Below are 12,599 nucleotides of genomic sequence, written 5' to 3' on the forward strand. Positions count from 1 at the left end.
ATCAGACATGATGTCTTCATTGACAACTTAATTCTAGTATTTTGAGTGGTAAATCTAGCAATTTTTCTGGAGTAGAGAGTGTTTATTCCACTCCACGACGATGGTTAGCCGCTTGCATTAATAAAGATTCGGCAAAAGCGATCGCATCACTTGCAGACTTACCACCGGCTAACTGTGCTAATTCCTCTCGGCGAGTGGTCAAATCATCCAAGTTCGTGACACGCACCACGGTACGCTGTTCAGTGTTGCCATTGTCGACTTTCTTACCTTTACCCTGAGTAATAGTTTGCTTATTTACCCGAAAGTGTTGATCTGCCATAGCTGCTACTAAGGGTTGGTGAGTAACACATAATACTTGATGATGTTGACTTAACTGGTGTAACTTTTCTGCTATTGCTTGCGCTACCCTCCCCGAAACACCCACGTCAATTTCATCAAATACCAGCGTCCCCGCCGCGTCGGTTTGGTTGAAACAGGCTTTGAGTGCGAGTAAAAACCGACTCATTTCACCCCCAGAAGCAATTTCTGTCAATGGTTGCAATGGTTCGCCGGGGTTGGGACTAAACATAAAGGTGATTTTGTTCGCACCCGCAGCAGTTGGCGCAGTGGGGACAATTTCTACTTGAAACTTTACCTTTTCCATTGCTAAGGGTTTGAGTTCCAAGATTAAGCGAGATTCTAGAGTAGCGGCAGTTTTTTGGCGTAGCTTAGTTAATTTTTCGCAAGCTTGAGTTAATTTTTCCCAACTAGCTTGTTCTTGCTGTTCTAAACTTTCAATGGATTGTTCACTATCATTGAGTTCTGCTAGTTCGCCATTGATGCGTTGATAGTAGGCGATCGCCTCTTGTAAACTGGGGCCATACTTGCGACAGATTTGTTTTAATTCTCGAATGCGTTCTTCTACTTCCTCTAACCTTTGAGGGTCGGCTTCCAAATTCTCCCCATAGGCGTTGATTTGTCGCCCTACTTCTGTTAATGCTGTTTGAGCATCTCTAATTAAATCTAACAATGGTTGCAGTTGGGTATCATACTCCACCATGTGATTTAATGTAGCTTCACTGTCGCCCAGCAGGTCGCCGGCGGCTGGGGTTTCGTCGTCGTTTTGATACAAAGCTTGGTAAACTTTGTAACTCATCTGTTGCAAATCAACCACATGATTGAGGCGTTCCCGTTCTTGCTGGAGTTGTTCTAACTCTTGGGGATCACTGAGGTTGGCTGTAGTTAATTCCTGGACTTGATAGGTGAGTAAATCCAGTTGTTGTAAGCGTTCCCGTTCCGAGGTGCGGCGTTTTTCTAGGCTGGTGTGGGCTTGTTGGTAAGCACTAAAGGCTGAGGTGATGACTTGACGCTGCTTGATTAAAGCTTCACCGCCATACATATCTAACCAATCACGGACTTGGGCGGCTTGTCCGACTTGGACAGTTTGACCTTGGGCGGTAATTTCTACTAAGCGATCGCGCAATTCTGTTAAAATCCGACGGTTGACCAACACACCATTCACCCGCGATCGACTGCGGATATTACTAGTGGTGACTGTAATTTCTCGACTAATAACTATAGAACTATCATCAATTAAATCAATTTCTTGTTCCGTCAACCAAGCTGCTAACGGCGGTGTTGAGGCAAAAGTTCCTTCCACCATTGCCCTAGCAGTCCCCGTGCGAATAGCGCGACTAGAGACTTTACCGCCTAAAATAGCATCTATAGCGTCTAAAATAATCGATTTTCCTGCGCCGGTTTCACCTGTTAATACATTCAGTCCCGCGCCAAATTCTAGTTCTAGTTGATCAATCAGGGCAAAGTTCTCAATTCGCAGACACAGCAACATCAGAACAAAGTCTCCAGGAAAGGGAACAGGGGAAAGGTGACAGGTGACAGGTGACAGGTGACAGGGGATAGGTGACAGAACAAAGGGATTTGAAGTTACAGGAGGTTAAGCAGGATTTTTGAGAATCGGCAAATACCCACTACCATTGAACTAGCAAGCACATTTTAGTGTAGCAAAAAAGTCAATGGTCATTAGTCATTAATTACTCTCCCCAGTCCCCAGTCCCCAATCTTAAGAAATACCAATTATTTTAAACATATTGTTACAATACTTAACATACCCAATCCAACCGGTGGCTTTTTCTATGATTGTTAAAACACTTCCTACGAACTCCCGACCGATTGAGGGTGAACTGCAAGTTACAGAACAGGCGATGCTAACGAAAATTGTTGAACCTGAGATATTAAGTTACAACCCGGCGGAAATAAAAGCCCACTATCAAGCTAGACCTTGGCAAGTTGTACGGCGGATTTTCGCAGTTTTAGGGCCGACTATATCCTTTGTTTTGGGGTTGTGGTGGGATAATAAACGGGGAGTTGTCGTCAAAAATGACCAGCGTCGAGCAATTCAATTAAGAGACTTACTCACACAGTTGGGGCCGGCTTATATCAAAATTGGGCAAGCTTTATCCACTAGACCAGATTTAGTTCCTCCCATATACCTTGAAGAACTGACAAGATTACAAGACCAATTACCGGCTTTTCCTAACGAAATCGCCTACCAGTTTATTGAAGAAGAACTAGGAAATCCACCCGAAGAGGTTTACGCAGAACTTTCAGCCATGCCGATCGCAGCTGCTTCCTTGGGTCAAGTTTATAAAGGTAAGCTAAAAACTGGGGAAGAAGTAGCGGTGAAAATCCAGCGTCCTGACTTAAGGGAACGCATCACTATTGACTTATATATTTTAAGAGGCCTAGCGGCTTGGGTACAGAAAAAAGTCAAGCGGGTACGCAGTGACTTAGTTGGGATTTTAGATGAATTAGGCGATCGCATTTTTGAAGAAATGGATTATATCCATGAAGGCGAAAATGCCGAACGTTTCTTTGGATTATATGGACATATTAAAGACATCTACGTACCGAAAATTTACTGGGAATATACTAACCGTCGTGTGTTAACGATGGAGTGGATTAACGGCACAAAGTTAACCCAGACCGCAGAAATTAAAGCCCAAGGCATAGATGCGCGGTATTTAATTGAAGTCGGTGTACAGTGTTCATTAAGACAACTTTTAGAACATGGATTCTTTCACGCTGACCCCCATCCAGGTAACTTGTTAGCCACACCAGATGGCAAACTAGCTTATCTTGACTTTGGGATGATGAGCGAGATTCAACCGCCCCAACGTTATGGTTTAATTGAGGCGATCGTCCACGTTGTTAACCGCGACTTTGAAGGACTAGCACAAGACTACGTTAAACTAGAATTTCTCTCCCCAGAAACAGATTTAACGCCAATTATTCCCGCCTTCGCCAAAGTATTTGCTAACGCTCAAGGTGCTAGCGTCGCCGAATTTAACATTAAAAGCATCACTGATGACCTATCAGCATTGATGTACGAGTATCCTTTCCGCGTACCCCCCTACTATGCCTTAATTATTCGCTCCTTGGTGACACTGGAAGGTATCGCTATATATATAGATCCAGACTTTAAAGTTCTCAGTGAAGCGTATCCTTACGTCTCTAAACGTCTATTAACCGACCCAGCACCACAATTAAGAACATCACTACGAGATTTACTGTTTAAAGAAGGTAAATTCCGGTGGAATAGGTTAGAGAATCTCTTAAAAAATGCGCGGAAAAACCAAGACTACGACCTCAATTTAGTAATTAATCAAGGCGTAGATTTTCTCGCTTCTGAACGCGGTTCTTTCATTCGAGACAAGCTAGTAGATGAAGTTTTAAACGGACTGAATGCTTTAAGTAAAAATGTCCTGCATAACTTTACCTATCTACTCAGAGAAAGAGTAGGTATTACAGCCATCAACGAAACCCCAGGTGCAACAGTTGAGCAACAACAAACCTTAGAACATATCAAAAATATCTCCAATATCTTAAGAGAAACTCGCGGCTTTGATGCAACACAACTCGCACCACAAATAGCTCAATTATTAGTAAATCCTGGTGTGCAACGTTTAGGTCAGCAAGTTACCAACCAATTGCTGCAAAAGGCTACAATCCGACTACTTCGGGAATTGTTAGCAGCAGAAGAAGTTAATAGCAGTGAAAAGAGTCAGTTAGCAAAACCTACAAACTTATCTCTGTCTGCTAAAAGGGTATAAACGTAGGTAGGGAAGCCATCAAGTTTGTAGTAAGGACTTCAGTCCTTAGAAAAATCAGGACTAAAGTCCTTACTACGAACCGTCAATCATTCCAAACAATCAGAGTCGGGAAAATCGGGCAAAAATACTATAATTTGTAAGCAGCGTCATCTATTCAACCCAAAATGGCAGAGGTATCGCCCAAGATATTCATTTCCTACTCACACAACGACGAACCCCTGAAAAATGAACTCATTAAACACCTGAGTATCTTAAAACGGCAGGGAGTGATTTCTATATGGCAAGACCGTGAGATATCACCCGGAATAGAGTGGGATAAACAAATTAAAGACAATCTTCAAACAGCCGATATCATTCTGCTTCTCGTCAGTTCAGACTTTATTTCTTCTGAGTATTGTAACGGTGTAGAAGTTAAGACAGCTATAGAACGTCATAATGCTGGAGATGCTAGGGTTATTCCTGTTATTCTCAGAAATGTTTTTTGGCAATTAGACCACTTTGCTAAACTGCAAGCTTTACCCACAAATGCTACACCTGTTAAATCTTGGACGAATCAAGATGATGCGTTTACCGATATAGCTCAGGGTATTAGAGATGTCGCTAAAGAGTTAATTACGAAGCGTCAACAAGAACAAAAACTGGCAGATAAAGAAGCAGCACTAGCCCAATATCGCCAAAAAGTGGCAGAATTTGCGGCTGATGGCGAAATTTCTCAGATAGAGGCTTACATCTTACAAGAGGAACAACAAAGGCTAGGATTAACAGACCAAGAAGCTGACACCATCAGAGCGCAAGTATTAGAGCCTTATGGAAGATATAAAGAAAATCTAGACAAGTATCGGCAAATTTTTACGCAGTGGGTAGAGGAGCAAGGATATCCACTGAAGGGTCAGAATTACCCTTTTCGGCAACACGGTAATTTGCATTACTTGTAAACTGAAACACCGCCAAATCAACACCGCGAAATTGTTTTACTTGGCTGTCTACCGTGTATACACAAGTCGGATGTAAAGTAGATGCAGAGGATTTTCAAGAGGCAAAAACAGTGGATAATCCGATCTTAATTCACGCTGCGAAGATACCAGGAAAGGCATTTGGAGACCCTCGGTTGATAAAAAGGGGGCAGCATTATATGAGGCAATGCAAAAGCACCAATCGATAAATATCCGGCAAATAAGTCGAAATTGGGCAGAACAGATGGCTTATTATCGGTTTTTGGAGAATGAAAACGTTACGCTATCAGAACTAGTAAGTAGTATTGCGGATGAGTGCCAGCTTCGTGTAGCGGAAAAGCACGTATTAGCGATAAGTGATAGTAGTGAAATCAACTTGCAGTCTCATGTAGGTAGACTGTCACCATTCGGATTAGGAGTAGTAGGAAACAATACAGATGTAGGGTTTTATATCCATCCAACACTGGTATTGGATGGCGAGAGTGGATTTCCTTTGGGATTAAGCACGTTAAAACTGTGGAGTCGAGAAATCGACCATGCAGATAAACATGAACGAGGCTATAAAAATTTACCAATTGAGGAGAAGGAGTCTTACAAATGGTTAGCCTCGGCATCGGAGAGTCACAAATGCTTGTCCGGGGGTAGAGCGAAGATGGTAACTCATATTGGTGACCGGGAATCTGATCTATTTGAGGCATTTGCCACTGTACCCAACAAAAAGAATCATCTGCTAATCCGAGCTTGCCAAGACCGTCGATTGTTAGGACAATCTCTATCACTCTACGGCTACTTGAGTCAGCAGCCTTGTGAAGGTACTTATATTATCAACGTACCCGCAGATCCACGTCGAAATCGGATGGCAAGAGAAGCAATGCTGATTGTTCGCTGTGGACGAGTGAAAATTCAACGCCCCGATAAATTGAACGTTTTTGGCTATCCTCAGAGCGTTACCCTTTATGCTGTAGAAGCCCAGGAAATTCAACCGGACACCGGACAAGAACCAATTCATTGGCGATTGCTGACAACACACGAAGTTGTTTGCTTAGAACAGGCACTACGAGTGATTCAATGGTACGGATGGCGATGGAAGATTGAACAACTCTTTGCCACCCTCAAAACAGCAGGATTAAATTTAGAAGCTACTCAGTTAGAGTCTGTTATCGCTATTCAACGCCTGACAATCCTGGCTTTGTCCGTAGCCGTGCGAACCTTACAAATGGTTGAAGGGCTTGACAATACTCAGCTTTCTGCTGCGCTTACCTTTTGTGAACAGCAGCAGCAATGCTTAGGAGTAATTCAATCTTCTGTTGAAGGCGATACCCAAAAACTGCAAAATCCTTATCCACAAGGTTGTTTGCCTTGGGCTACTTGGATCATCGCTCGCTTAGGTGGATGGTCTGGATATCTCTCTCAACGACCTCCGGGAATGCCTACCCTCGTTCGCGGTTTACGGCAATTTGAGTCTATCTTTTTAGGCTGGAAACTCGCTCAGGGTGGACTTGTGTATACACGGTAGCTTAAAAAAGGGGGTTAGGGGTGATCAAAACGCTGTAGGGCTAGGTTATTAGACTTGTGTGTACACCGTAGGCAAGCGGAGAGGGGTTTCATCGCGTTAATTTCAACTTGGTATTATCCAGAAGTCCCTACAACCTCAAGTTACCAATTTTCGGAAATATATTTAGATATATCAGTAAAAATCAGGTTTTTTGATAAAAATATTATAAAGGAAATACGCGAGAATTGGTAGATGGGAGGCGATGCTGAGTAATGCTCACGATTTGCAAGTAGTTAGCCAATCTACAGGCAAATCTGTTTTAGGGTGGGAATTTGGACATAGACTAAAATCAAAACAACCCTAACTTCCCATAATTGTTATGAGTCTTGCTACTACTAAACGTTTTACTGTAGATGAATATCACCGTTTGGCAGAACTCGGCTTTTTTGCAGACAATGAACGAGTTGAACTAATTAAGGGTGAAATATTTGCAATGTCCGCCAAAGGTACAGCGCACTCCGTTTGTATTACTCGCTTGTATCGAGAGTTATTCAAACTGATTGGAGAACAAGCCACTCTAAGAGGACAAGAACCGATTATTCTCTCAGACAACAGTGAACCAGAACCAGATATGGTCATCGCCAAAAATACGCCTGATGACTATCTGGCAAATCATCCTGTACCATCAGATATATTACTATTAATTGAAATTGCAGATTCTTCTTTGAAATATGACCAAGAAATAAAATTATCTATCTATGCAGAAGCAGGTGTTTCTGATTATTGGATATTTAATTTATTAGATAATTGTCTGGAATGTTACACCGAACCTTATCACGCTGTAAAAGGTAAATTTGGTTATCGGCGTAAGTTAGTGTTTTTACAAAATGAGTTGGTTAGTTTGCCATCTTTTCCTCAGTTAGTTTTGGATTTATCTAAGGTATTTCCTGCGTGATAGTTATTATGTAAATCAAGTTTTATCAGGACTAAAGTCCTCTCTAAGAGACGCTACGCGAATACTACGAACTTTAATCAAAGTAAACTTTCCATCGCTTGTTGTAAATCATTCGTCAAATCAGCAACAGCTTGTCTCGCACCTAAGCGACTCCCTTTATAAACTGGGTAACATTCCGATACAGAAATTGGTTCACCAATTGTTAACTTCACCCGTTGCTTACCCAAGGTGGGACGCTGAAAAGATTTATCGCCTTTAATTTGAGCAATCATTTTCCACAGGATTAAAACGGTTTCCGCAAATCTTTCTACTGTGGGTTTTTCGCGGATGTAGTTACCAGAAACAGCCACAAAACTTTCTACTAATCTCATGTGCCACATTCTAGCATTGGCTTCTTCTGCCACGCGATCGCCTAATGCTCTCTCGACAGCAGATAATCCTTTGATATCCTTATACTCTTCTCTAAATATATAGTTCCAGCCAGCCTGCTCTACCCGCCGACAGCGATCGCTCACTTGTCCCTTTGGTTGTACATTAAAATACTGCTCCGCTATTTCTAAGGCTGCACTCAATAAAGCTTGTAATCTTAACGCTAAGGCTTGATTGCGGTCTGTAACTTCCTCTGGGACTGCGGACAACTTAAGATGATAAAAGCGCGTGTAAAACTGCTCCATTAAAGACAGCAAGTGTTCAGCCAAAGTCAATAGACGCGGATACATTGACTCTAAATCGGGAATTTGGCTGTGTGGGGTTGTATCTACAGGTAAACCGCTAGCAATTGCTAAGTCATCTAAAAGTTGAGCGATCGCATTCCAGGGAGCATCGACATAACTATATTTAATCCCGACTGGTACAATTAAAACTTGCTCGGTGCGTCCAGCTTTTTGCAAGTCTTCAGCACACCAAAAACCCATTTGAGCAATTCCTGGTTCTAAGGGACTGATGATTTCTGAAAGTCCATTAGTCGCACCTTCTGGTGCTGCTGACATTGGGAACTTTCCATTGGCGAACAAATCCCGCGCCGAACGTAATCCCGTCCAATCAGCCTTACCCCGTTGAATGGGAGTCCCACCCAAGTTTGACGCAAGCCAGCCAACATAGTCACCCGCCCAGAGAGGAATGCCGCGATCGTAGATAAAATGAGCATGAATTGGATGTTTGAATGCTATACCCTGCTGTCGTGCTGCCTTTGGCACAAGTTGCGAAAGCAAATACACCAAAGCAAAAGGATCTTCGGTTTTAGGGTGGCGAAATGCAAGCAAAAAGCGGATTTTCCCCTCTTGAAACTGGTGATAGAGATTTGCTAAAACCTCTACATTCTCTGCTTCAATTTGGGTAATGGGAGTTTGAGTGCGTATCCATGTTGGTAGAAACAGGTGAACAAATCGCAGCAATAAAGGATTAAAAGCTGGGGGGATAAATTCTAAAGGTGGTTGTGCTTGGTAAATCATGATATTGGGGACTGGGGACTGGGGACTGGGGATTGGGGATTGGGGAATTGGGATTGAATCTAAAATTTAAAATCCAAAATCTAAAATCCAAAATCTAAAATTCTTAACCTATACTTTGTACTTCATACTTCATGCTTAGTATTTCGTGCTTGAGTTGATACAGAAATTAGCGATTTTGCAATCAGGAGTTAAAAAATAAACGATGCGACTGTCACAAATGTTATTCGTCACACTGCGGGATGATCCGGCTGATGCGGAGATTCCTAGCCATAAGTTGTTACTACGTGCTGGTTACATTCGTCGCATCGGTAGCGGTGTTTATGCTTATATGCCTTTGATGTGGCGCGTACTGCAAAAGGTTTCTCAGATTGTGCGGGAAGAAATGAACGCTACAGGCGCACAGGAATGTTTACTTCCCCAACTCCAACCGTCTGAGTTATGGAAGGAGTCGGGACGCTGGGATACTTACACCAAGGCTGAGGGGATTATGTTTTCCCTGATTGACCGCCGTGAACAACAATTAGGATTAGGGCCGACGCACGAGGAAGTGATTACTGCGATCGCTCGTGATATGATTCGCTCTTACCGTCAGCTACCCCAGCACCTCTACCAAATACAAACTAAGTTCCGTGATGAAATTCGCCCCCGCTTCGGTTTAATGCGCGGTCGGGAATTTATCATGAAGGATGGCTATTCTTTCCACGCCGATGAAGATAGCCTGAAAAAAACTTACCAAGATATGTACCAAGCATACAGCAATATGCTGCGGCGTTCTGGTTTGGCTTTCCGTCCAGTGGAAGCTGATTCTGGTGCAATTGGTGGTTCTGGTTCAACAGAATTTATGGTGTTGGCGGAAGCCGGCGAAGATGAAGTTCTCTACACCGAAGATGGTAAGTACGCCGCAAATGTCGAAAAAGCGGTTTCTTTACCTGCTGACGCTGAACCTTCGCCGTTTACTACCTATGAAAAACGGGAAACACCGGGAACAGAAACAATTGAAACAGTCTGTAAATTCCTCAAGGCTGCTTCTACACAAGTAGTCAAAAATGTTCTTTACCAAACAGCTTATGATAACGGCTTAACGGTTTTGGTACTGGTAAATATTCGTGGTGATCAAGAAGTTAACGAAGTCAAATTACAGAACGAATTGACTAAATTAGCTCCTAATTACGGTGCAAAAGCGATTATTGGTTTAACTGTTCCCAGTGCAGAAACACAGCAAACTTGGGCAGCTAAATCTTTACCTTTAGGCTACATTGCCCCTGATCTTGCTGATGAATATATTGCCGCAAACAAACAAATTCATCCTAAATTTGTCCGGTTAGTTGATCAAACCGCCGTTGAGTTAAAAAACTTCATTACTGGTGCAAATGAAAGCGGCTATCACGTCGTGGGTGCGAATTGGGGTGAGCAATTTCAGCTAGCAACAAGTGTAGTCGATATCCGCAAAGCTAGACCAGGCGATCGCGCCCTTCATGACCCGCAACAAACCTTAAAAAGTGCTAGAGGCATTGAAGTCGGTCATATTTTCCAATTAGGCATAAAATATTCCCAAGCAATGGGCGCAACCTATACTAATGAACAGGGTGAAGAAAAACCTTTAGTTATGGGTTGTTACGGTGTCGGTGTCTCCCGTTTAGCCCAGTCAGCCGTAGAGCAATCTTACGATAAAGATGGGATAATTTGGCCAGTAGCGATCGCACCTTATCAGGCGATCGTCACCATTCCTAACATTAATGATGCTCAACAAGTAGAAATTGCGGAAAACCTTTACACGCAACTGAATCAATCAGGAGTAGAAACATTATTAGATGACCGCAATGAAAGAGCCGGAGTAAAATTTAAAGATGCTGATTTAATCGGCATACCTTATCGAATTGTTACCGGACGAGCAATTACCAACGGCAAAGTTGAAGTTGTAGAAAGAGCAACTCGTAAAGCTCAAGAAATTCCCATAGAGGAAGTTGTGGCTACGCTTAAACAGTGGATCAAAGCAGCAACAGAGACTAACAATTAAATCCCCAGGACGCAGATCGATCAATATTATCCTGTCTCTGCGTTCCTCATCAAACTGTTAAGAATCTGAGGAAAAGATAATATTTACAGATTTACATAATTGGGCAGGTGACGGATTAGAAAAATAAATTATAAAATGAAAAATAAAAAAGAGTTTAGAATTTAACTACATGGAGTTAATTAACCCAATAAAATTTCAGAGTTAATGGGGAGATTAGACCCATAGATTTATCCATCAGTTGTCAGGTAGCCACCATAAACTACGTACACTAGGATACGTGAAAATAAATCTTAACCTGCTCCCTATTTTCCAGTAGTCATTTTAACTGCTCACTTCTGAATTCTCAAATCAAAAGCCCCGAATTTAAATTTACAGAGCTATCATTTAGATTTTTGGAAACTCTATACTTTTAACTATCGTCCCTAACCAGGCTGCTCTCCACAAACAGACCACCTCAGCCCCCAGTCAGGAAGGTTTTAAAAATGAACGACCAACAAGGAAAACGTATATCTTCAGGTGTTATTGCAGCCGTCTCCGCCGCAGTTGTAGCAGTTGGTGGCGGTGTGGCTTGGTTAACTGCCAACACCAATTCTCCAACACAACCAACGCCATCGCAAAGAATCCAACAGCCATCAAATGCACAGCCAGGTAATGAGCAAACAGCTAATGTTTATTGGCTCAAAACCACTGAAAAAAGCATGGAATTAGTTCCTCAGCCTATTAGAATAGCGTCGGTTCGACCTAACCAAGTTCTAGAGCAGGCTTTTCAAAGTTTGTTAGCAGGCCCCACAGAAGGGACAAATTCCACCACCATTCCCCAAGGAACTAAGTTATTGGGGCTAAAAGCGGAAAATAAGGATGAAATCCACGTCAATTTATCGGAAAACTTTACCAGTGGTGGTGGCAGTAGCTCTATGGTAGGTCGTGTAGGTCAAGTAGTTTATACCGCCACAACATTAAACCCCAATGCCAAAGTCTACATTGAGGTCAACGGTAAACCATTAGAGGTTTTAGGTGGTGAAGGTGTAGAGATAGAACAACCCATGACCCGCGAAAGCTTTAAAAAAGAGTATCCACTTTAATTAAACTGTTGACTGTTGACTGTTGAGGAATCTCCTCTACCCCTATGCTCCCAGTCTCCAGCCTTGCAATGAGTGGATTTGCAATGAGTGGATTTTAGATTTAGATTATTCAATCCAAAATCTAAAATCCAAAATTCCTAGCCCCCAGTTCTCTTTCATTTAATTTTTACTACTTAGCACCCTAAAATTACGGGCTTGCTGCTCTAGCCTAGTGGCGAGGCGATCGCAAACCCGATTACATAATTCAAAAATCATTTCATCTTCCACCCTGTAGTAAGCACAAGTCCCTTCACTGCGGCGGCTAAGAATCCCAGCTTGCCACATTACCTTCAGGTGTTTGGACACATTTGCCTGTGAAGTGTGTGTTGCTTCTACCAATTCTTGTACACATTTTTCTTCATCCCGCAATAAGTGCAACAGGCGCAGACGCATCGGCTCGCTTAAGAGACTGAAGTATTCAGCTACTTGTTGCACTACTTCTGGCGGTACAGGCAACGCTTGTTTCATCAGGATTAACCCGCAGAACTCCAAATGTTA

The 12,599-nt window shown here is 42.6% G+C and carries 9 protein-coding genes; 6 read left to right on the forward strand and 3 right to left on the reverse strand.

Annotation, left to right across the window (positions count from 1 at the left end; genetic code table 11):
- Window positions 1–82: 82 nt before the first annotated feature.
- On the reverse strand, window positions 83–1,828 hold the full coding sequence (recN, locus tag VB693_RS18450; RefSeq protein ID WP_323267525.1) for a DNA repair protein RecN: 1,746 nt from the start codon (window positions 1,826–1,828) through the stop codon (window positions 83–85).
- Between the two features lie 304 nt (window positions 1,829–2,132).
- On the opposite strand from recN, the gene VB693_RS18455 reads away from it, so the two are divergent.
- The 4 genes from VB693_RS18455 to VB693_RS18470 all read left to right on the forward strand — a co-directional run bounded on the left by VB693_RS18455 (window position 2,133) and on the right by VB693_RS18470 (window position 7,512).
- Window positions 2,133–4,109: an AarF/ABC1/UbiB kinase family protein gene (locus VB693_RS18455; RefSeq protein ID WP_323267526.1), complete on the forward strand. Its 1,977-nt coding sequence runs from the start codon at window positions 2,133–2,135 to the stop codon at window positions 4,107–4,109.
- Window positions 4,110–4,273: 164 nt separating this feature from the next.
- Window positions 4,274–5,044, forward strand: a complete 771-nt coding sequence (locus tag VB693_RS18460; RefSeq protein ID WP_323267527.1) for a toll/interleukin-1 receptor domain-containing protein — start codon at window positions 4,274–4,276, stop codon at window positions 5,042–5,044.
- A gap of 205 nt (window positions 5,045–5,249) precedes the next feature.
- Window positions 5,250–6,578, forward strand: coding sequence for an IS4 family transposase (locus tag VB693_RS18465; RefSeq protein WP_323267528.1), 1,329 nt, complete (start codon window positions 5,250–5,252; stop codon window positions 6,576–6,578).
- 358 nt (window positions 6,579–6,936) lie between these two features.
- Window positions 6,937–7,512 carry a Uma2 family endonuclease gene (locus VB693_RS18470; protein WP_323267529.1) on the forward strand — a complete coding sequence of 192 codons (576 nt, stop codon included), beginning with the start codon at window positions 6,937–6,939 and terminating at the stop codon, window positions 7,510–7,512.
- A 77-nt stretch (window positions 7,513–7,589) separates the two neighbouring features.
- Here the strand turns inward: VB693_RS18470 and VB693_RS18475 are convergent, their stop codons facing one another.
- Window positions 7,590–8,963: a 1-acyl-sn-glycerol-3-phosphate acyltransferase gene (locus VB693_RS18475; protein WP_323267530.1), complete on the reverse strand. Its 1,374-nt coding sequence runs from the start codon at window positions 8,961–8,963 to the stop codon at window positions 7,590–7,592.
- A 202-nt stretch (window positions 8,964–9,165) separates the two neighbouring features.
- Between VB693_RS18475 and VB693_RS18480 the strand changes: the two genes are divergently transcribed.
- Together VB693_RS18480 and VB693_RS18485 are read left to right on the forward strand one after the other, a co-directional pair.
- A complete protein-coding gene (locus VB693_RS18480; RefSeq protein WP_323267531.1) occupies window positions 9,166–10,980 on the forward strand; it encodes a proline--tRNA ligase in 1,815 nt (604 codons plus the stop codon).
- Window positions 10,981–11,462: 482 nt separating this feature from the next.
- Complete coding sequence (locus tag VB693_RS18485; protein ID WP_323267532.1) at window positions 11,463–12,062, forward strand: GerMN domain-containing protein; 600 nt, start codon at window positions 11,463–11,465, stop codon at window positions 12,060–12,062.
- A 159-nt stretch (window positions 12,063–12,221) separates the two neighbouring features.
- On the opposite strand, the gene VB693_RS18490 is transcribed toward VB693_RS18485, so the two are convergent.
- Window positions 12,222–12,569: an ArsR/SmtB family transcription factor gene (locus VB693_RS18490; protein ID WP_190704034.1), complete on the reverse strand. Its 348-nt coding sequence runs from the start codon at window positions 12,567–12,569 to the stop codon at window positions 12,222–12,224.
- Window positions 12,570–12,599 lie beyond the last annotated feature (30 nt).

Source organism: Anabaena sp. UHCC 0399, from assembly GCF_034931465.1.
GTDB lineage: Bacteria > Cyanobacteriota > Cyanobacteriia > Cyanobacteriales > Nostocaceae > Trichormus > Trichormus minutissimus.